This window comes from Pseudomonas sp. Z18(2022) (assembly GCF_036346535.1).
Classification (GTDB): Bacteria; Pseudomonadota; Gammaproteobacteria; order Pseudomonadales; family Pseudomonadaceae; genus Aquipseudomonas; species Aquipseudomonas yamanorum_A.
In genome coordinates, this window is sequence record NZ_JAOTOA010000004.1 from 470,416 (window position 1) to 489,997 (window position 19,582).

The 19,582-nt window shown below is 61.4% G+C and carries 18 protein-coding genes; 10 read left to right on the forward strand and 8 right to left on the reverse strand.

The annotated features are described in order from the left end of the window. Window positions 1–53: 53 nt before the first annotated feature. The 5 genes from V3W39_RS13095 to V3W39_RS13115 all read right to left on the reverse strand — a co-directional run bounded on the left by V3W39_RS13095 (window position 54) and on the right by V3W39_RS13115 (window position 5,802). Complete coding sequence (locus tag V3W39_RS13095; RefSeq protein ID WP_177116178.1) at window positions 54–1,340, reverse strand: ABC transporter substrate-binding protein; 1,287 nt, start codon at window positions 1,338–1,340, stop codon at window positions 54–56. Between the two features lie 106 nt (window positions 1,341–1,446). Next, the gene (locus V3W39_RS13100; RefSeq protein ID WP_177079441.1) at window positions 1,447–2,706 is read right to left on the reverse strand and encodes a D-mannose isomerase; all 1,260 of its coding nucleotides are present in this window, start codon (window positions 2,704–2,706) and stop codon (window positions 1,447–1,449) included. Between the two features lie 227 nt (window positions 2,707–2,933). Continuing rightward, a complete protein-coding gene (locus V3W39_RS13105) occupies window positions 2,934–3,740 on the reverse strand; it encodes an ATPase (protein WP_177048955.1) in 807 nt (268 codons plus the stop codon). 117 nt (window positions 3,741–3,857) lie between these two features. Then, window positions 3,858–4,856 (reverse strand): NAD-dependent epimerase/dehydratase family protein, encoded by a 999-nt coding sequence (locus V3W39_RS13110; RefSeq protein WP_177048954.1) that lies wholly within the window; start codon window positions 4,854–4,856, stop codon window positions 3,858–3,860. 52 nt (window positions 4,857–4,908) lie between these two features. After that, window positions 4,909–5,802 (reverse strand): LysR family transcriptional regulator ArgP, encoded by an 894-nt coding sequence (locus V3W39_RS13115; protein ID WP_177116177.1) that lies wholly within the window; start codon window positions 5,800–5,802, stop codon window positions 4,909–4,911. Window positions 5,803–5,901: 99 nt separating this feature from the next. Here V3W39_RS13115 and V3W39_RS13120 point away from each other — a divergent pair, with 99 nt between their 5' ends. From V3W39_RS13120 to V3W39_RS13145, 6 genes are all read left to right on the forward strand, one after another. After that, window positions 5,902–6,303: an ACT domain-containing protein gene (locus V3W39_RS13120; protein ID WP_177079439.1), complete on the forward strand. Its 402-nt coding sequence runs from the start codon at window positions 5,902–5,904 to the stop codon at window positions 6,301–6,303. A 5-nt stretch (window positions 6,304–6,308) separates the two neighbouring features. After that, entirely contained in the window at window positions 6,309–6,911 is a 603-nt protein-coding gene (locus V3W39_RS13125; RefSeq protein ID WP_177048951.1) for a LysE/ArgO family amino acid transporter, read from the forward strand. A gap of 175 nt (window positions 6,912–7,086) precedes the next feature. Further along, window positions 7,087–7,683, forward strand: coding sequence for a superoxide dismutase (locus V3W39_RS13130; RefSeq protein ID WP_003212997.1), 597 nt, complete (start codon window positions 7,087–7,089; stop codon window positions 7,681–7,683). A gap of 544 nt (window positions 7,684–8,227) precedes the next feature. Beyond that, a complete protein-coding gene (locus V3W39_RS13135) occupies window positions 8,228–10,279 on the forward strand; it encodes a putative bifunctional diguanylate cyclase/phosphodiesterase (protein WP_177048950.1) in 2,052 nt (683 codons plus the stop codon). 162 nt (window positions 10,280–10,441) lie between these two features. After that, the gene (locus V3W39_RS13140; RefSeq protein ID WP_330212733.1) at window positions 10,442–11,779 is read left to right on the forward strand and encodes an imelysin family protein; all 1,338 of its coding nucleotides are present in this window, start codon (window positions 10,442–10,444) and stop codon (window positions 11,777–11,779) included. 287 nt (window positions 11,780–12,066) lie between these two features. Continuing rightward, on the forward strand, window positions 12,067–13,521 hold the full coding sequence (locus tag V3W39_RS13145) for a TrkH family potassium uptake protein (protein WP_330212734.1): 1,455 nt from the start codon (window positions 12,067–12,069) through the stop codon (window positions 13,519–13,521). Here the strand turns inward: V3W39_RS13145 and V3W39_RS13150 are convergent. Continuing rightward, the gene (locus V3W39_RS13150; protein WP_330212735.1) at window positions 13,478–14,533 is read right to left on the reverse strand and encodes an AraC family transcriptional regulator; all 1,056 of its coding nucleotides are present in this window, start codon (window positions 14,531–14,533) and stop codon (window positions 13,478–13,480) included. The two genes, V3W39_RS13145 and V3W39_RS13150, sit on opposite strands and share 44 nt — an antisense overlap. A gap of 161 nt (window positions 14,534–14,694) precedes the next feature. On the opposite strand from V3W39_RS13150, the gene V3W39_RS13155 reads away from it, so the two are divergent. Beyond that, window positions 14,695–15,006 carry a DUF962 domain-containing protein gene (locus V3W39_RS13155; protein WP_177048947.1) on the forward strand — a complete coding sequence of 104 codons (312 nt, stop codon included), beginning with the start codon at window positions 14,695–14,697 and terminating at the stop codon, window positions 15,004–15,006. A gap of 33 nt (window positions 15,007–15,039) precedes the next feature. Continuing rightward, on the forward strand, window positions 15,040–15,624 hold the full coding sequence (locus V3W39_RS13160) for an HD domain-containing protein (protein WP_177048946.1): 585 nt from the start codon (window positions 15,040–15,042) through the stop codon (window positions 15,622–15,624). On the opposite strand, the gene V3W39_RS13165 is transcribed toward V3W39_RS13160, so the two are convergent. Continuing rightward, entirely contained in the window at window positions 15,621–16,895 is a 1,275-nt protein-coding gene (locus tag V3W39_RS13165) for an MFS transporter (protein ID WP_177048962.1), read from the reverse strand. The genes V3W39_RS13160 and V3W39_RS13165 overlap by 4 nt on opposite strands. 565 nt (window positions 16,896–17,460) lie before the next feature. On the opposite strand from V3W39_RS13165, the gene V3W39_RS13170 reads away from it, so the two are divergent. Both V3W39_RS13170 and V3W39_RS13175 read left to right on the forward strand, forming a co-directional pair. Continuing rightward, the gene (locus V3W39_RS13170) at window positions 17,461–17,634 is read left to right on the forward strand and encodes a hypothetical protein (protein ID WP_177048944.1); all 174 of its coding nucleotides are present in this window, start codon (window positions 17,461–17,463) and stop codon (window positions 17,632–17,634) included. Between the two features lie 85 nt (window positions 17,635–17,719). Beyond that, window positions 17,720–18,919 (forward strand): MFS transporter, encoded by a 1,200-nt coding sequence (locus V3W39_RS13175; protein ID WP_177048943.1) that lies wholly within the window; start codon window positions 17,720–17,722, stop codon window positions 18,917–18,919. Here the strand turns inward: V3W39_RS13175 and arfB are convergent. After that, on the reverse strand, window positions 18,916–19,329 hold the full coding sequence (gene arfB / locus V3W39_RS13180; RefSeq protein WP_177048942.1) for an alternative ribosome rescue aminoacyl-tRNA hydrolase ArfB: 414 nt from the start codon (window positions 19,327–19,329) through the stop codon (window positions 18,916–18,918). The two genes, V3W39_RS13175 and arfB, sit on opposite strands and share 4 nt — an antisense overlap. Window positions 19,330–19,582 lie beyond the last annotated feature (253 nt).

Here is a 19,582-nt window from a genome sequence, read left to right on the forward strand (position 1 = left end):
ACATGCCTTGCGGGGGTTAGGGGTCCCCCCGCAAGGCCATTCAGTACTAACCGTTACTTGGCAGACTTGATCGCGTTGTACAGTTTCTTCGCGGTATCAGCAGGGTCTGCTTTCGGGTCGTTGATGTAGTTGGTCACAACATCAAAGAACGCGCCTTGTACCGCCAGCGTGGTTGCCATGTTGTGGGCCATGCTTGGCTGCAGGCCGCCAGTCTTGGCATCCGCCAGGAAGTCCTTGGCGGCGGTCTGGGCGCAGGAGTCGAAGCCGTATTTGCCCATGTCTTGCAACATGTCGATACGAACCGGGATCGAGCCCTTGTTGATGCTGAAGACTTTCTGGAAGTTTTCGCTCAGTACGACCTTGGCGATGTCCTGCTGGCCGGCAGCAGTGCCTTTGTCTTTCTGCTTGAACACGGCGAGGGAGTCGATGTTGTAGGTGAACGCCTTGTCGGTGCCCGGGAAGGCTACGCACTCGTAGTCTTTGCCGGCGACTTTCTTGGCGGCGGTCCATTCACTCTTGGCCCAGTCACCCATGATCTGCATGCCGGCCTTGCCGTTGATGACTTTGGCGGCTTCCAGGTTCCAGTCCTGGCCTTTGCCGTCGGCGTCCATGTAGGTCGCGACTTTTTTCAGCTCGGTCAGGGACTTGATCATTTCAGGGCCGGTCAGGGCTTTTTCGTCCAGGTCCACCAGGGCTTTCTTGTAACCATCAGCCCCCATGACCGAGAGCACGACCGCTTCGAAAACGGTGCTGTCCTGCCAAGGCTGGCCACCGTGGGCGAGCGCAATGAAGCCGGCTTTTTTCAGCTTGTCGCCAGCGGCGTAGAACTCTTCGAGGGTGGTCGGGTTTTTGGTGATACCGGCTTTTTTGAAGACTTCCGGGTTGATCCACAGCCAGTTGACGCGGTGGATGTTCACCGGCACGGCCACGTAATCACCGTCGTACTTCACGGTGTCGGAGACTTTCTTGTCCAGCAGGGAGTCCCACTTTTCTTCTTTGGCGGGAGCCTTCAGGACGTCGGTGTCGAGCAGCCCGGTGGACGCCCATTCCTGGATGTCGGGGCCTTTGATCTGGGCCATGCCTGGCGGGTTGCCAGCAACGGCGCGGCTTTTCAGCACGGTCATGGCAGTGGAACCGCCACCGCCGGCGACGGCACCGTCTTTCCAGGTGAAACCGTCTTTTTCAACTTGGGCCTTCAGGACATCTACTGCCGCTTTCTCGCCACCCGAGGTCCACCAATGCACAACTTCAACCGTCCCTTTCGAGTCGGCGGCAAATGCACTGAGGGGAAACAACGAGGCAACGGAAATAGCTACGGCGAGGCGACTGATCGCTTTCATCTGAGTACCTTTTTTCTTGTTGTTATGCATGCAAGTCGGTGCTTGCGCTGCAAACGAGTTTAAACAGGGATTTTTCAGGTGCAGGTAACAAAGGGACGCCAAAATGTCACCACTTGGTGACATAACGCCCGGCGGCCACGGCACTGGCCATGCTGGGTGACAAGGGTAGACCCGGCAGCAATACAGACTGCCAGGCATGATAGAGGTCCGGCTTGCCACCCCAGATCTTGCTGCTGGGCTGGTTTTTCGGGCTCAGTTCGTGGTGCCAGCTGCCGTGGGTTCGGTCGATGAAATGGCTTTCACAGAACTCCCAGAAGCGCCGGTACCAGGTTTCGTAATGCAGTTCTCCCGTGCGTTTGAGCAGCGCCTGGGCAGCGGCGCTGGCTTCGCAATGGGTCCAGTGCAGGCGCTCGCGCACCACTGGGCGCTGGCTCCAGTCGAGGGTGTAGACAATGCCGGGCGCGCCGTCGACGGCCCAGGCATATTCGCAGGCGCTGGCGAACAGGCCCTTGGCGTCGGTCAACAACCAGTCAGGGGTGACGAGGCCGGCGTCCAGGCGCGCGGCCTCAAGGTGCAATACCAGCCGCGCCCATTCGAAGCCGTGGCCGGGGGTGATCCCGTAAGGGCGAAAGCCATCGGCCGGGTTGTCTTCGTTGTAACCGCGCAGGGGTTGCCAGTGGCTGTCGAAATGCTCGATCACCATGTCCCGGTTTTCCGCCGCATGGGTGTGAATAATTCGCTCGACGATGCGCAGTGCCCGGTCCAGCCAGCGGGTTTCGCCGGTGACATCGGCCAGGGCCAGGAACGCCTCGGTGGCGTGCATATTGCTGTTGGCACCGCGATAGGCTTCCAGGCCGCTCCAGTCCTGGGCAAAGGATTCGAGCATCGCGCCCTCCTCTTCGCTCCAGAAGTACTGGTCGATGATGTGAGTGGCGTCGTTGAGTAAGGTTTGCGCGCCGGGAGCGCCGGCCACTACCGCCGAGCTGGCCGCCAGGGCCACAAAGGCGTGCAGGTAGGCGGCCTTGCCGGTGTTGCCATCGCAGGCATTCGGCTTGGCGAACCAGCCGCCGTGCCGGGCATCGCGCAACGGGCCGCTGAGCGCGGCAACCCCGTGCTCCACCAGCTCGGCGTAACCGGGCAAACCGAGGCCGTGGGCCATGGCGAAGCTGTGGGTCATGCGGGCAGTGTTCATGGTTTCGGCGACGGCATCGGGCGGCAAGACGCCGCGGTCGTCGAGGTTGCCGAAGCCTTCAGGCAGCCTGGAAGCCTTGGCGAATGACAGCAGGCGCTGGCCTTCAGTGGCAAGCCAGGCGTGATGGGCAGGTGCGTTAAGCCAACTACTGGCAGGCAGTGGTTGCGTGGTCATGATCAGCCCTTTTTATTATGTGCGGGATGCCCGGAGTCTAAACAAGGGCGGGGCGAGGGCAAGTAACGAAGGAGGTGGGAAATGTCACCGGATGGTGACATTGATTGTGCCTCTTCCTGTGTGGAGCCGAGCTTGCTCGCGTAGCACGCCAAAACAACCCGTTTATTCAGAATAAACACGTCATCGTTAACGACCTTCGCGAGCAAGCTTGCTCCTACAGGACGGGCTTACGGCTTCGGCTGGTTGATCTGCTGCTGCAGGTTCTGCACCTGGCTCTGCAAGGTGGTGACGTTGCGCGTGGTCTGGATGCGGAACACGTCGAACTCCTTGGTGGACGGGCCGTCGGAGGCGGCCGGACGGCTGTCCTGTTCGCTCTTGAGCACCACGAGGTCCTGCTCCAGGCGGGCAATCGCGGCCGCAGGGTTGCCCTGCTTTTTCAGCGCGGCGACGTCGGCGGAAAGCTCCTTGAACTCAGTGTCCCGGGACTTGAGGGTTGCCACGGCGTCCGTCAACGCCTGGACCTGGCCTTGCAATTGCGCATTGGCGCCGGCCAGTTGGGTGGTGCTGGCGGTCATCTGCTCAAGGCGTTTATCGAGGTCAGTCGCCTGGCCGGCCACACCCAGCTGCTGCTTGCCCTGCTCCAGCAACTGGGTTTCCAGCTGCTTGATCTGCAGTTTCAGGGCCTCACTGCCGTTGTTCACACTGGCCTCGCTGGCCACCACCTTGCCGGAAATGTCCTGCAGGCGCCCCGCTGCTTCCTCACTGATGCGTGCGAAGCTTTCCTGGGTCGCCACCAGTTGCTGGCCCATCAGGGAAATCTGCTGGAAGCTCCACCAGGCAAGGCCTGCGAAGGCGAACAGCAGCGCGCCGACCAATGCCCACAATGGCCCGGTACTGGCGCTCTTGACCTTGACTACCGGCGCTGGCCGGGAGCGCACGGACGTGGCCGGTGAAGGCTCGAAATCATCGTCGTCCGAGGTATCAGCCCGCAGGCTGGGAACATTGTCAAAGTCGTCGTTAGCATCGTTACGCATGAATCAACCTTCAAACCTTTGAGGTGGCATATGGATAGCCAAGCGCCGGAGTATAAACCCCGGCCTGCCGCACTGATCGACCCTGGGTCGCAAATTCGGTTCCCGGTGTGTTGCCGGTTATTTAAGCCCCACGTCCTGGGCTTTCCACCAACTGCAAAACTCGTCGAGGGCCGCCCACAGGCTGACCTTGGGCTGGTAGTCGAGATAATGCCGTGCGCGGGTGATGTCGAGGGTGAAATCTTTGTTCATTACCTGCATGCCCAGCCGTGACAAGGCGGGTTCCGGACGCCCTGGCCACAGGGCACAGAAGGCTTCGTTCAGCGCCGCAACACTGTAGGACAGGCCGTAGGACCGGTAACGCGTGACCTGGGGCATGTCCATCTGGCGCATCACGTAGTTCACCACATCCCACACCGGCACCGGGGTGCCGTTGCTGATGTTATAGGCCTTGCCCAGCGCCGAGCCCGTCGCCAGCAAACCGCTGAGCAGGGCTTCATTGAGGTTGTGCACGCTGGTGAAATCGACCTTGTTCAGGCCATCGCCGACGATCGCCAGGCGGTTCTTGCGCTGCATTTTCAACAGGCGCGGGAAGATGCTCATGTCACCGGCGCCCGTGACAAAGCGCGGGCGCAGGGCCAGCACTTCGAGGCCGAATTCCTGGGCACCGAACACCTTTTGTTCCGCCAGGTATTTGGTGGCCGCGTACGGATGCTTGAAGCGCTTGGGCACTTGCTCTTCAGTCAGCCCCAGGTGGTCGCGGCCATCGAAATAGATCGAGGGTGACGACAGGTGCACCAGGCGCCCGACCCGCTGCTTCAGGCAGGCTTCCACCACGTTCTCGGTGACCAGCACATTGCCCTGATGGAAATCCTGGTAACGCCCCCACAGCCCCACGGCCCCGGCGCAATGCACCACGGCCTCGACGTCGCGGCACAACTCGCGCACCAGGTCCGGATCATTCAAATCACCCTGGATAAACTCGGCGCCGCGCCGCACCAGGTGCTCCACACCTTCGGCCCGCCGCCCGTTGACCCGCACGTCCAGGCCCTGCTCCAGGGCGAAACGCGCAAAACGCCCGCCAATGAAGCCGCTTGCGCCGGTGACCAGAATTTTCATGACTTACTCCGCATTCTTTCGTTTTTCATCGCTGTTGCCTTGACGCTGGCCATCACTCCAACGGCACCAACCATTGCCCCGTTGTTTGCGCCAGATGGTCCGTCAACAAGCCCAGCAATTGTCCACCACTGCGCCAATGATGCCAGTACAGCGGCACATCGATCGGCTTATCTGGCAATAACTCAACCAGCACGCCCCTTTCCAATTGATCGCGCACCTGTAATTCAGGCACCAGGCCCCAGCCCAATCCGGCTTCCGTCAGGCGGATAAAGCCTTCGGACGATGGGCATAAATGGTGTTCGAAACCACCGTCCACGCCCAGGGACGCCAGGTAGCGATGCTGCAGGAAATCATCCGGGCCGAACACCAGCGCCGGCGTACGGGCCAGTTGATCGGCGCGTACGCCCTCGGGAAAGTGCCGTGCAACAAAAGCCGGGCTGGCCAGCGCCCGGTAACGCATGGCACCGAGCAACAGGCTGCGGGCGCCGGCCACCGGGCGTTCGCTGGCGCAGATGCAGGCCGCCACCTCGCCGGCGCGCATGCGTTTGAGGCCCACGGTCTGGTCTTCTACCACTAGGTCCAGCAGCAGGTGCTGCTCGGCGCAGAAGTCGCTCACCGCCTCGGCCCACCAGGTGGCCAGGCTGTCGGCATTCAAGGCGATACGCAGGCGCTCGGGCATGCCCTCTTCATCCAGCGCGGGCACCTGGCTTTGCAGGTCGCGCTCCAGCAGCCGCACTTGTTGCACGTGGTTGAGCAGGCGGCGGCCGATTTCGGTGGGCGTCGGCGGCGTGGCACGGACCAGCACTGGTTGGCCGACGCGTGCTTCCAGCAGCTTGATGCGCTGGGAAATGGCCGATTGGGAGATTCCCAGCACTTGGGCGCCCCGCTCAAAGCCGGCCTGTTCCACCACCGCCGCCAGGGCGGAAAGCAATTTATAGTCGAACATCAGTTTTCCTAATGAGCGATCAGCAATATTGGTTTTTCTTATACAGCCTTGCACCGGAGAATAGCCAGCATCGCTTCTTCTTATTCAAGGATCTCCCACATGGCTGGCGAAACCGCCCTGGCAACCCTGCTGCGCAGCATGAGCCCACAGCTCAACGACGGCGACTACGTGTTCTGCACCCTGGCCGACAGCCGCATCCCCGAAGGATGCGAGGTGATCGGCAGCTTCCGCGAGCAGGAAGGCCTGACGCTGATCGTCGAACGCCAGCAGGCCGAACAGGCCGGGCTGGCGTTCGAGTACGTGGCGGCGTGGATCACCCTCAACGTGCATTCGGCCCTGGAGGCCGTGGGCCTGACTGCCGCGTTCGCCACGGCCCTGGGCAAGGCCGGCATCAGTTGCAACGTGATTGCCGGCTACTACCACGATCACCTGTTTGTCGGCCGCGCCGATGCCGAGCGCGCCATGACGGTGTTGCGGCAATTGGCGGCGGGCGCGGAGTAAATCCTATGTGGCAAAGCTATATGAATGGCCTGCTGGTGGCCTTTGGTTTGATCATGGCCATCGGCACCCAGAACGCCTTTGTTTTGGCACAAAGCCTGCGCCGTGAACATCACCTGCCCGTGGCGGCATTGTGCGTAGTGTGCGACGCGATCCTGGTGGCCGCTGGTGTGTTCGGCCTGGCGACCGTGCTGGCGCATAACCCGATACTGCTGGCGGTTGCCCGTTGGGGCGGTGCAGCGTTCCTGTTGTGGTACGGCACCCTCGCCCTGCGCCGGGCCTGCTCGAGACAGAGCCTGGGCCAGGGCGAGAACCTCAAGGTGCGCTCGCTGAAGGCCGTGATGCTCAGCGCCCTGGCGGTGACCCTGCTCAACCCCCACGTGTATCTGGACACGGTCCTGCTGATCGGCTCCCTCGGTGCCCAGCAGACCGAACCGGGCGCTTACGTAGCCGGTGCCGCCAGCGCGTCACTGCTGTGGTTCATGACCCTGGCCCTCGGCGCCGCATGGCTGGCACCGTGGCTTGCGCGCCCCGCCACCTGGCGGATTCTGGACCTGCTGGTAGCCGCCATGATGTTCAGCGTGGCCTATCAATTAATCAGTGCAGCGTAGATATTCCAAAACGCTCTGGAACCTCTATCCCACACAGTTGTTGCGTGGTTTTGCCGCACCCCCGGTGCTATGATCCAGCCCCTGCGCCGCAAAGAGTACAAACTCCCCGGCGCTTGTTTGGCCGCCCGTGATCGGCCTTGCGCTCACCGCAACTGACCTGATTAGGAGAATCATCATGGCTTTCGAATTGCCGCCGCTGCCCTACGCACACGATGCCCTGCAGCCGCACATTTCCAAGGAAACCTTGGAGTATCACCACGACAAGCACCACAACACCTATGTCGTGAACCTGAACAACCTGGTGCCTGGCACCGAGTTCGAAGGCAAGACCCTGGAAGAAATCGTCAAGTCTTCTTCGGGCGGCATCTTCAACAACGCCGCTCAGGTCTGGAACCACACCTTCTACTGGAACTGCCTGGCGCCAAACGCTGGCGGCCAACCTACCGGCGCACTGGCTGAGGCAATCAACGCAGCCTTCGGTTCGTTCGACAAGTTCAAGGAAGAGTTCACCAAGACGTCCGTCGGCACCTTCGGTTCCGGTTGGGGCTGGCTGGTGAAAAAGGCTGACGGTTCCCTGGCACTGGCCAGCACCATCGGCGCCGGCAACCCGCTGACCAGCGGCGACACCCCGCTGCTGACCTGCGACGTCTGGGAACACGCTTACTACATCGACTACCGCAACGTGCGTCCAAAGTATGTGGAAGCGTTCTGGAACCTGGTCAACTGGAAGTTCGTGGCTGAGCAGTTCGAAGGCAAAACCTTCACCGCTTAAGTACCGCTTGCAGTAGAAAGAGCCCGGCGATTGCCGGGCTTTTTTGTGGGCGCGACATAACAGCAACAACCGGCGAAGACCAATGGAACTCGATGACAAGAAATAACCACGCAGGTGGCAGGAGGAATTTCCCTCTTATTGATGTCGGAGAGTTTACCTATGGCAATCGCAGGAGCAGGTGCAGCAGCATTAGCGGCACCGATAATCGCAGCCGCCGCCCCGGTGGTAATAGACGCCGTGAAGACAGGCGTAGGAATGGCTGTGGACGCGGGAATGTCCCTTGCACAATCCATGGCAAACAGCTCGAAAGACAACTCGAACCCGGTAACAACCTCGTAAGAACCGCAGCATTCGCTTCCCTGGCATCCAGGGAAGCGAAAAAAACCAGCGTATTTACCTCCATCGCCCGCTGGATTGAGCCGCCTCGCTATTCCCCCGCCCGACCCAAACCACCACAAGCCGTAATGTCCCTTTGACTGCCATCACGGGATTGCCAATACTCATGGCATATTGAGGCTACCCGCATGGAACAAGGAATAACCCTTTGAAGCTGGAACTCAAAAACAGCTTGTCGGTGAAGTTGCTACGGGTGGTACTGCTTTCGGCATTGGCCGTGGGCGTGGTACTGAGCGCGGCGCAGATCGTCTTTGATGCCTACAAGACGCGCCAGGCCGTGGCCGGCGATGCCCAGCGCATCCTCGACATGTTTCGCGACCCGTCCACCCAGGCCGTCTACAGCCTGGACCGGGAAATGGGCATGCAGGTCATCGAAGGCCTGTTCCAGGACGATGCGGTGCGCATGGCTTCCATCGGCCACCCCAACGAAACCATGCTCGCGGAAAAAACCCGCGACCTGCAACAATCCCCCACCCGCTGGCTCACCGACCTGATTCTGGGCCAGGAGCGCACTTTCACCACGCCGCTGGTGGGGCGCGGGCCTTACAGCGAGTACTACGGCGACCTGAGCATCACCCTCGACACCGCCACCTATGGCAAAGGGTTTCTCGTCAGCTCAGTGATCATTTTTATCTCCGGTGTGCTCCGGGCGCTGGCCATGGGCCTGGTGTTGTACCTGGTCTATCACTGGCTGCTGACCAAGCCGCTGTCGCGGATCATCGAGCACCTGAGTTCGATCAACCCCGACCGGCCCAGCGAGCACAAGATCCCGCAACTCAAGGGCCACGAGAAAAACGAACTGGGGATCTGGATCAACACCGCCAACCAGTTGCTCGAATCCATCGAGCGCAACACGCATTTGCGCCATGAGGCGGAAAACAGCCTGCTGCGCATGGCCCAATACGACTTTCTCACCGGCCTGCCGAACCGCCAGAAGCTGCAGGAGCAACTGGACAAGATTCTGATCGATGCCGGCCGCCGGCAGCGCAGGGTCGCGGTGTTGTGTGTGGGGCTGGATGACTTCAAAAGCGTCAACGAGCAGTTCACCTACCAGGCTGGCGACCAGTTGCTGTTGGCCCTGGCCGACCGCCTGCGCGCCCACAGCGGGCGCCTGGGTGCCCTCGCCCGCCTGGGTGGCGACCAGTTCGCCCTGGTGCAGGCCGATATCGAGCAGCCTTATGAAGCTGCCGAGCTGGCACAAAGCATCCTCGATGACCTGGAAGCGGAGTTTGCCCTCGATCACGAACAGATCCGCCTGCGCGCCACCATCGGCATTACCCTGTTCCCGGAAGACGGTGACAGCACCGAGAAGCTGCTGCAAAAAGCCGAACAGACCATGACCCTGGCCAAGAGCCGCTCGCGCAACCGCTACCAGTTCTATATCGCCAGCGTCGACAGCGAAATGCGCCGCCGCCGCGAGCTGGAAAAAGATTTGCGCGATGCCTTGAGCCGCGAACAGTTCTACCTGGTGTACCAGCCGCAGATCAGCTATCTCGACCACCGCGTGGTGGGTGTGGAAGCCTTGATTCGCTGGCAGCACCCGGAACACGGCCTGGTGCCGCCCGACCTGTTTATCCCCCTGGCGGAACAGAACGGCACCATCATTGCCATCGGCGAATGGGTACTGGACCAGGCCTGCCGACAACTACGGGAATGGCACGACCTGGGATTCACCGAGCTGCGCATGGCGGTCAACCTGTCGACGGTGCAGTTGCACCACGCCGAACTGCCGCGGGTGGTCAATAACCTGCTGCAAATCTACCGCCTGCCGCCCCGCAGCCTGGAGCTGGAAGTCACCGAAACCGGCCTGATGGAAGACATCAGCACCGCCGCCCAGCACCTGCTGAGCCTGCGCCGCTCCGGGGCGTTGATCGCCATTGATGACTTCGGCACCGGCTATTCGTCCCTGAGCTACCTGAAAAGCCTGCCGCTGGACAAGATCAAGATCGACAAGAGCTTCGTCCAGGACCTGTTGGATGACGACGACGATGCCACCATCGTGCGGGCGATCATCCAGCTCGGCAAAAGCCTCGGCATGCAGGTGATCGCCGAAGGCGTGGAGACCGCCGAACAGGAGGCCTACATCATCTCCGAGGGCTGCCACGAAGGTCAGGGTTACCACTACAGCAAACCCCTGCCGGCACGGGAGTTGGTGGCCTACCTGAAACAGGCCAGGCGCAATAGCGCCGCCATTCTCTGAAGCCATGCTGGCCAGCGGTAGCCCGCGCACCGCCGGCCAGCAAATCGATACTAAATATTTCCTACTTATAACCCTTTACACAAAATGCAAATCTTTCGCATTATGTCGCAGTTTTGCGCGCCCCCCGCGTGCCCCATCAACAACCGAAGCAGGATGTTCGCCATGATTCGTATGCCCCTGGCCACCGCCAGCCTTCTCGCCATTGCCATTTCCCTCGCCGGTTGCGGTGAAGGCAAAGACAAGGCCTCCGCACCTCAAGCCCCGGCCGCCGCCAGCACTACCGCCCCCGCGGCTGCCCCGGCGGGCCAGGTTGACGAGGCCGCCGCCAAGGCTGTGGTCGCGCATTACGCTGACATGGTGTTCGCGGTGTACAGCGATGCCGAGTCCACCGCGAAAACCCTGCAAACCGCGATCGACACCTTCCTCGCCAACCCGAACGACGACACCCTGAAAGCGGCCCGTACCGCCTGGATCGCGTCCCGTGTGCCGTACCTGCAGAGTGAAGTGTTCCGTTTCGGCAACACGATCATTGACGACTGGGAAGGCCAGGTGAACGCCTGGCCCCTGGACGAAGGCCTGATCGACTACGTCGACAAGACCTACGAGCACGCTCTGGGCAACCCGGGCGCGACCGCCAACATCATCGCCAACACCGAGATTCAAGTAGGCGAAGACAAGGTCGATGTGAAAGAAATCACCCCGGAAAAACTCGCCAGCCTGAATGAGCTGGGCGGTTCCGAGGCCAACGTTGCCACCGGCTACCACGCGATCGAATTCCTGCTCTGGGGCCAGGACCTGAACGGCACCGGCCCGGGCGCCGGCAACCGCCCGGCGTCGGACTACATGACCGGTGATGGCGCGACTGGCGGTAACAACGAGCGTCGCCGTACCTACCTGCGCGCCGTGACCCAACTGTTGGTCAGCGACCTGGAAGAAATGGTCGGCAACTGGAAGCCCAACGTCGAAGACAATTACCGCGCCACGCTGGAAGCCGAGGCGCCGACCGATGGCCTGCGCAAAATGCTGTTCGGCATGGGCAGCCTGTCCCTGGGCGAACTGGCCGGTGAGCGTATGAAGGTTTCCCTGGAAGCCAACTCGCCGGAAGACGAACAGGATTGCTTCAGCGACAACACCCACAACTCGCACTTCTATGACGCCAAGGGTATTCGTAACGTTTACCTGGGCGAGTACACCCGCGTCGACGGCACCAAAATGACCGGCGCCAGCCTGTCGTCCCTGGTGGCCAAGGTGGACCCGACCGCCGATGCGACACTGAAGGCCGACCTGGCGTCGACCGAAGCGAAGATCCAGGTCATGGTGGATCACGCCAACAACGGTGAGCACTACGACCAGTTGATCGCAGCCGGCAACGATAAAGGCAACCAGATCGTGCGTGATGCAATCGCCGCGCTGGTGAAGCAGACCGGTTCGATCGAACAGGCCGCTGGCAAGCTGGGCATCAGCGACTTGAACCCGGATAACGCTGATCACGAGTTCTGATCACTGCCGAGTTGAAAGAGGCGACCTTCGGGTCGCCTTTTTTGTGCCTCCCAAACCGCTTTAAGCCGAACACATTACCTGTGGCGAGGGAGCTTGCTCCCGTTGGGCCGCGCAGCGGCCCCAGTGAAGCCACCGCACGTTTCCAGAAAAACGCCTCGGCAGGTTTGGGGACTGCTTCGCAGTCCAACGGGAGCAAGCTCCCTCGCCACAGGATCATCGCCCCCCGGTTTACTTGCCCTGCACCGCAGGTAGAATGGCGCCTTTCCCTGTCACACCGAGCGGACCTCATGGCGTTGCCGACCTTACGGATAATCGGTTTCATTATCGGCATCTTCCTGATCACCCTCGCGATCGCCATGGTGGTGCCAATGGCCACCTTGGTGATTTTCGAACGCACCCAAGACCTGCCCTCATTTCTCTGGGCCAGCCTGATCACCTTTCTGGCAGGCTTGGCCCTGGTCATCCCCGGCCGCCCGGAACACGTGCACCTGCGCCCGCGGGACATGTACTTGCTGACGGTCTCCAGCTGGGTCGTGGTGTGCATCTTTGCCGCACTGCCCTTCCTGCTGACCCAGCACATCAGCTACACCGATTCGTTCTTTGAAAGCATGTCCGGCATCACCGCCACTGGCTCCACGGTGCTCAGCGGCCTGGACAGCATGTCGCCCGGCATCCTGATGTGGCGCTCGCTGCTGCACTGGCTGGGTGGCATCGGCTTTATCGGCATGGCGGTGGCGATCCTGCCGCTGCTGCGCATCGGCGGCATGCGCCTGTTCCAGACCGAATCCTCCGACCGCTCGGAAAAGGTCATGCCCCGCTCGCACATGGTGGCGCGCCTGATCGTGGCGGCGTACGTGGGCATCACCATCCTCGGCAGCCTGGCGTTCTGGTGGGCCGGGATGGGCCTGTTTGATGCGATCAACCATGCGATGTCGGCGATTTCCACCGGCGGGTTTTCTACCTCCGATGAGTCCCTGGCCCACTGGAAACAGCCGGCGGTGCACTGGGTGGCGGTGGTGGTGATGATCATGGGCAGCCTGCCGTTCACCCTGTATGTGGCCACGATGCGTGGCAACCGCCGGGCGCTGATCAAGGACCAGCAGGTGCAAGGCTTGCTCGGCTTGCTGCTGGTGACCTGGCTGGTGCTCGGCACCTGGTATTGGTGGACCACTGACCTGCCTTGGCTGGACGCGCTGCGCCACGTGGCAGTGAACGTCACCTCGGTGGTGACCACCACCGGCTTTGCGCTGGGGGACTACAGCATCTGGGGCAATTTCTCGCTGATGCTGTTCTTTTATCTGGGCTTTGTCGGCGGTTGCTCCGGCTCCACCGCCGGCGGCATCAAGATCTTCCGGTTCCAGGTGGCTTACATCCTGCTCAAGGCAAACCTGAACCAGCTGATTCACCCACGGGCGGTGATCAAGCAGAAGTACAACGGTCATCGCCTCGATGAAGAAATCGTGCGGTCGATCCTGACCTTCTCGTTTTTCTTCGCCATCACCATCTGCGCCATCGCCCTGGCCCTGTCGTTGCTGGGCCTGGACTGGATGACCGCGCTGACCGGCGCCGCCAGTACCGTGTCCGGCGTCGGCCCGGGCCTGGGGGAAACCATCGGCCCGGCCGGTAACTTCTCCACCCTGCCGGACGCCGCCAAGTGGATCCTGTCCCTGGGCATGCTGCTGGGCCGGCTGGAAATCATTACGGTGTTTGTGCTGTGTATTCCGGCGTTTTGGCGTCACTGACCGGCAGCGCCTGCAACCGCGCCCGGTACTCGCCGGGCGTGGCATCGAACCAGCGGCGGAACGCCCGGAAGAAGTTGCTCGGGTCGGCAAACCCCAACAGGTAGGCAATTTCCAGCAGGGTCATGCTCGGCTGCGCCAGGTATTGCTCGGCCAGTTCGCGGCGGGTGTCGTCCAAAAGTGTCTGGAAACTGGTGCCCTCCTCCTGCAAACGACGCTGCAAGGTGCGCTGGGACAGGTGCAGCGTCTGCGCAACCACCTCGCGCTTGGGCTCGCCCTGGGGCAGCAACCGGCACAACACCTGGCGCGCCTTGTGGGTCACCCGGCTTTCGGAAAACCGCGCCAGGTACTCCCCGGCAAAACGATCATGCAGCAACGCCATCGCCTCGTTCGCCGTGGGCAACGGCGCTTCCATGTCCGCCCGCTCGAAGATCAGCGCGTCATAGGGTGCGTTGAACACCAGCGGTGCATGAAAGGCTTGTTTATAGGGTGCCAGGTCCGCCGGTTGATCGCCCTGCACCAGCACCTTGCGCGGCTGCAACGTACGCCCGGTCAGCCAGCCGCATAACGCCAGGGCGCTGGCCAGAGACGCTTCGGCACTTTGCCGGGTGGGCGGCAGGTGATCGCCGTGCACCGTCAGAATCAGTGCATAACCTTCGGGTAACAGTCGGAAACTCAGGTCGGCACTTTCAGCAATGATCCGCTGATAACGCACCAGCCGCATAAAGCCTTCGGCCAGGGTGTTACTGGACATCAAGGCGTAGCCGGCCACATGAAACGACGCCGGGCGTACCACTTTGCCCATGTTCAGGCCAATCGCCGGGTTGCCCGACAGCTCTACCGCGCGCTGCCAGAGCCGGGTCATGGAGTCCTGGGGGAAACGCGCATCGGGGTCGTTCAGCGCGGCGTAATCCAGGCCGAGCTGCTTGAACAAGGCACGGCAATCCAGGCCGTCCATCTCCAGCGCCTTGACTATCCCCATCGCCCAGCTTGCAGAAGTCGTTCGTTCGCTCATGGCGTTTTCTTAACAAGGAAGGCTGAAACGACAGCCAGGAATCCGAAGGATACTAAAGTGGCATCTATTGTCACTGGCTGTTACCACTGATGACTCTAGACTCAAATAAGCTCCCCGCCGAACATCTGTCGGGCAGAACAATAACCAGAGGGCCGATCACCGTGGAAAATGTCAGGCAATTCAATAGCTTCGCTGATTTCTACCCGTATTACCTGAGTGAGCACGGCAACAGCACCTGCCGTCGTCTGCACTTTATCGGCACCAGCCTTGTGATCTTCATCCTCGCCCTCGCGATTGGCAAAGGCGCCTGGTGGCTGCTGCTGGCACTGCCGGTGGCGGGCTACAGCTTTGCCTGGATTGGCCATTTCTTCTTTGAAAAGAATCGCCCGGCGACTTTCCAGCATCCGCTCTACAGCCTGTTGGGGGATTTTGTGATGTACCGCGACATGATCCTGGGCAAAGTGCCGTTCTAGCCCGGCGCTTCAAGAACAATAAGAGAGGCTTTGATGAACCAGCAGGCCCGTTTCACCCATATGCAGGATGGCACCCAGGAAGACTGGGCGATCATCGCCAAGGATTTCAGCGCCTACGCCCGGCAATTGCCCGGCCGGATCCTCGCGCATCTGCGGTTGCTGGAGGGCGACTTCGGTGGTTTCCCGGTAGACCGCCTGACCCATTCGCTGCAAACCGCCAGCCGTGCCTGGCACGACGGGCGCGATGAAGAATATGTGGTGTGCGCCCTGCTCCATGACATCGGCGACACCCTGGGCTCGTACAACCACCCGGACATCGCCGCCGCGATCCTCAAGCCGTTTGTGAGCCCCGAGAACCTGTGGATGGTGGAAAAGCACGGGATCTTCCAGGGCTACTACTTCTTCCATCACCTGGGGATGGACCGCCACCTGCGCGAGCAATTTGGCGACCATCCGCAGTACCGGCAAACCATCGAGTTCTGCGCGAAGTACGATGCGGCAGCGTTCGATCCGGCCTACGACACCCTGCCGCTGAGCTTCTTCGAACCAATGCTGGCGCGGGTGTTTGCCCAGCCGAAGAATTCGCTCTACAAGGCGGCGATGGAACGCCAGGGTTAAACCGGCAGCAGCTTGCCGCCATGACCGGCTTGGACCGTCGGCTCCGGGCCTTTAACAATCTCCCGGGCAACGGTCAGGATGACGATGGCGGCGATGATGTCGAAGATCGCCAGCACCACAAACAGCGGGCTGTAGCCAACCTTGGTCACCAGCACCCCGAACACCGCGGTAAACGCCGCGGCCCCGATAAACCCGCACATCTGCCCGCCACCGGTGGCGGTGGCCACGTCGTTCTTGCCAAATGAGTCCGAGGCAATGGAAAACAGCGCCCCCGACAAGGTCTGGTGGGCGAACCCGCCGACGCACAGCAAGGCAATCGCGGTGTAGGCACTGTCCACCAGGCCGATACACGCCGGGCCGATCATGCACAGGCAACCGAACAGCATCACCAGCTTGCGCGAGTTGAACAGCGAGACCTTGAAGTAGCGATGGAACAGCGGGCTCAGGTAACCACCCAGCACGCAGCCGATGTCGGCGGCAAGGAACGGCAGCCAGGCGAACAGCGCCATTTCCTTGATGTTCATGTGCCGCTCGGTCATCAGGTACAGCGGAATCCAGGCGTTGAAGGTCTGCCAGGCCGGTTCCGAGAGCATGCGCGCCGAGGCGATGGCGAAAAAGTTGCGGCTCTTGAGAATGCGCTTCCAGCTGGCTTTCTTCTGCACGCCGTCCTTCAGGTGAGTCTCCTGGCCGGCTTCGATGTACTCACGCTCGGCCTGGGCCAGCAGGCGCTGGTCACGCGGGTGTTTGTACAACAGCAGCCACAACCCGCTCCACACCAGGCCGATGCCACCGACAATCAGGAACGCCAACTGCCAGCCGCTGTGCAAAATCGCCCAGACCACCAGCGGCGGCGCCAGCAAGGCCCCAAACGACGAACCAAAGTTGAACCAGCCGATGGCGACGGAGCGCTCCTTGGCCGGGAACCACTCGGTAATCGCCTTGACGCCGCCGGGGAAGCCCGCCGACTCCGTCAGCCCCAGCGCGCCACGGGCCACCGCCAGGCTCTGCCAACCGGTGGCAAACGCGGCCAGCGCGCACACCACCGACCAGGAAATGGCAAAGATCGCAAAGCCCATCTTGGTGCCGATGGCGTCGATCACATAACCGGCGATCGGCTGCATCAAGGCGTAGCACACCTGCCAGGCAACCACGATGTGGGAATACTGCTCAGTGGAGATGCTCAGGTCGGTCATCAGCGTGGGGGCTGCGACGGAGAGCGTGTTGCGGGCCAGGTAGTTAATAATCAGGCCGACCGTCATCAGCCCGACCATCCACCAACGGATGCCTTTGATTTTCATCGCTTCACCTTAATTATTTTTAGATTTGAGGCGTACGTTCTGCGACCGAGCGCATCCGTATTACGGGCGCTATAAAACTGTAACGTCATATGTCGTCATACAACTATTAGCGTTATATTCAGTCCATGCCACGATGTCAATCCGTTAGAGGCGATGTTGTACGACGACAATGGAACCTGTGTGGCGCCATGTCACTTGCGCGGGGGGAATGAAGAGGTGTTCATTTTTGGAGATAAAATCTTTCTGTCATTTACAGTGCTGTATCCTGCACAAGCTTTTTGAAAGCGCGGAATCACCTGCGATTGATAAAACAGATCTTGCGAGGAGCGACGACGATGCACGAAATCCCTAATCTCCCCTTCCCAAGCCTGCGCGAAACTGAGCAGCCAACCCCGCAACAGGCCGGTGCCAGCAAGCCCGAGCCAAAAGAGGCAAAACCGGTCGACCGCAAAAGCGCAGACTGAGTGCCGTACCCAGACCGTGTGGAAAGCGTGACATTGCGCGCTTTCCACACCGCCTGAACACCGTGAGCCCTGCCATGACCGACACCACCCCCGATACCGCCGTGCTCGACACTGCCCTGCAGATGGTCGAGGTGTGGAACCGCCTCACCCCGGAAAAACAGGCACTCCTGCTCAAGCGCTTCGGCACCCAGGAAAACGCCCTCGCCGCGCTGGTCACCACGCAACTGCTCAACCCCGCCGATCGCTAAAAATTTGGTTTGCTGCCCCCGCGCGCGCCCAGCATCGGTATCATAAGCAGCCTATCTTTTCCTGCTGCGACAGTGGACCTCTCCCATGCCAGATACCCAGCGCCCCATGGCGGTCACGCTGCAAGTCGTTTCCATCGTTCTATTCACCTTCATCGGCTACCTGAATATCGGCATTCCCCTGGCCGTATTGCCGGGCTATGTGCACAGCGACCTGGGCTTTGGCGCCGTGATCGCGGGCCTGGTGATCAGCGTGCAATACCTGGCCACCCTGCTGAGCCGGCCCTATGCCGGGCGCATCATCGATAACCGCGGCAGCAAGCGCGCCGTCATGTACGGCCTGGCGGGTTGCGGGTTGAGCGGCGTGTTCATGTTGCTCTCGGCGTGGTTATCGCACCTGCCGGCGTTGAGCCTCACCAGCCTGCTGATCGGCCGCCTGGTGCTGGGCAGCGCCGAAAGCCTGGTGGGCTCCGGCTCCATCGGCTGGGGCATTGGCCGGGTGGGCGCGGCGAACACCGCCAAGGTCATCTCCTGGAACGGCATCGCCAGCTATGGCGCCCTGGCCATCGGCGCGCCGCTGGGGGTGTTGCTGGTGAGTCATTTCGGGCTGTGGAGCATGGGCGTCAGCATCATCCTGCTGGCAGTGCTGGGCCTGGTGCTGGCCTGGCCGAAAGTCGCCGCGCCGATCGTGGTGGGCGAGCGCCTGCCGTTCATGCATGTGCTGGGGCGCGTGCTGCCCCACGGTTGCGGGCTGGCGCTGGGCTCGATCGGGTTTGGCACCATCGCCACCTTCATCACCTTGTATTACGCGACCCAGCACTGGGATAACGCCGTACTGTGCCTGAGCCTGTTCGGTGCCAGCTTTATCGGGGCGCGGTTGTTGTTCGGGAATTTGATCAACCGGATTGGCGGGTTTCGCGTGGCGATTGCCTGTTTGTCGGTAGAGACCCTGGGCCTGCTGCTGCTGTGGCTGGCGCCGGATCCTCATTTGGCATTGGCGGGTGCGGCGTTGAGCGGGTTTGGGTTTTCCCTGGTGTTTCCAGCGTTGGGGGTGGAGGCCGTCAACCTGGTACCCGCTTCGAGCCGGGGTGCGGCGGTGGGGGCGTACTCGCTGTTTATCGACTTGTCGCTGGGGATCACCGGGCCGTTGGCTGGGGCGATTGCGGCGGGGTTCGGGTTTGCCTCGATCTTCCTGTTTGCGGCGATCGCGGCGTTTGGCGGGTTGCTGTTGAGCCTGTACCTGTACCGGCAGGCGCCGAAGTATCGCGAAGAGCGGCAGGCGAGCTAGAAGTCGACCTTGCCGCGGCCGGCCTTGATGCTGCCGCGTTTGGTCTTGGATTCGAGGCGGCGCTTTTTTGAGCCCAGGGTGGGTTTGGTCGGGCGGCGTTTCTTTTCGACCTTGGTGGCGCTCTGGATCAGCTCGACCAAACGCTCGAGGGCGTCGGCGCGGTTCTGTTCCTGGGTTCGGTATTGCTGGGCCTTGAGGATCAGCACGCCTTCGCTGGTGATGCGGCTGTCGCGCAGGGCCAGCAGGCGTTCCTTGTAGAAATCAGGCAGGGACGAGGCCGGGATGTCGAAACGCAGGTGCACGGCGCTGGAGACTTTGTTGACGTTTTGACCGCCGGCGCCTTGGGCGCGGATGGCCGTCAACTCGATCTCGGCGTCGGGGAGGTGCACGTTGTTGGAAATCTCCAGCATTTTTTTGGTTGGGCCTTGGGGGTGGTGGGTAAGGATACGCCAATGTGGTGGGCTTCTGGGCTTCTGGACACCGAGGGCATATCCGTTATTTAGGTAACGGCTGATATTGGTTCCGCTCTTACAGCGGCTCACTTTTGAAAAGCGCAAAAGTAAGCAAAACGCTCTTGCCCCACCACTCGGCACCTCGCCTAGGCTCGGTGTGCCCTCTCTCCGGTATTACTCCGCGGGCCGCCGCGACGGGGCGTCCCTGCCC

What these genes read in the sequence shown, in the direction of transcription:
- V3W39_RS13095 (WP_177116178.1), bottom strand. Translation starts at nt 1,340, where the DNA reads ATGAAAGCGATCAGTCGCCTCGCCGTAGCTATTTCCGTTGCCTCGTTG.
- V3W39_RS13100 (WP_177079441.1), bottom strand. Translation starts at nt 2,706, where the DNA reads ATGACCACGCAACCACTGCCTGCCAGTAGTTGGCTTAACGCACCTGCC.
- V3W39_RS13105 (WP_177048955.1), bottom strand. Translation starts at nt 3,740, where the DNA reads ATGCGTAACGATGCTAACGACGACTTTGACAATGTTCCCAGCCTGCGG.
- V3W39_RS13110 (WP_177048954.1), bottom strand. Translation starts at nt 4,856, where the DNA reads ATGAAAATTCTGGTCACCGGCGCAAGCGGCTTCATTGGCGGGCGTTTT.
- V3W39_RS13115 (WP_177116177.1), bottom strand. Translation starts at nt 5,802, where the DNA reads ATGTTCGACTATAAATTGCTTTCCGCCCTGGCGGCGGTGGTGGAACAG.
- V3W39_RS13120 (WP_177079439.1), top strand. Translation starts at nt 5,902, where the DNA reads ATGGCTGGCGAAACCGCCCTGGCAACCCTGCTGCGCAGCATGAGCCCA.
- V3W39_RS13125 (WP_177048951.1), top strand. Translation starts at nt 6,309, where the DNA reads ATGTGGCAAAGCTATATGAATGGCCTGCTGGTGGCCTTTGGTTTGATC.
- V3W39_RS13130 (WP_003212997.1), top strand. Translation starts at nt 7,087, where the DNA reads ATGGCTTTCGAATTGCCGCCGCTGCCCTACGCACACGATGCCCTGCAG.
- V3W39_RS13140 (WP_330212733.1), top strand. Translation starts at nt 10,442, where the DNA reads ATGATTCGTATGCCCCTGGCCACCGCCAGCCTTCTCGCCATTGCCATT.
- V3W39_RS13145 (WP_330212734.1), top strand. Translation starts at nt 12,067, where the DNA reads ATGGCGTTGCCGACCTTACGGATAATCGGTTTCATTATCGGCATCTTC.
- V3W39_RS13150 (WP_330212735.1), bottom strand. Translation starts at nt 14,533, where the DNA reads ATGAGCGAACGAACGACTTCTGCAAGCTGGGCGATGGGGATAGTCAAG.
- V3W39_RS13160 (WP_177048946.1), top strand. Translation starts at nt 15,040, where the DNA reads ATGAACCAGCAGGCCCGTTTCACCCATATGCAGGATGGCACCCAGGAA.
- V3W39_RS13165 (WP_177048962.1), bottom strand. Translation starts at nt 16,895, where the DNA reads ATGGTCGGGCTGATGACGGTCGGCCTGATTATTAACTACCTGGCCCGC.
- V3W39_RS13170 (WP_177048944.1), top strand. Translation starts at nt 17,461, where the DNA reads ATGACCGACACCACCCCCGATACCGCCGTGCTCGACACTGCCCTGCAG.
- V3W39_RS13175 (WP_177048943.1), top strand. Translation starts at nt 17,720, where the DNA reads ATGCCAGATACCCAGCGCCCCATGGCGGTCACGCTGCAAGTCGTTTCC.
- arfB (WP_177048942.1), bottom strand. Translation starts at nt 19,329, where the DNA reads ATGCTGGAGATTTCCAACAACGTGCACCTCCCCGACGCCGAGATCGAG.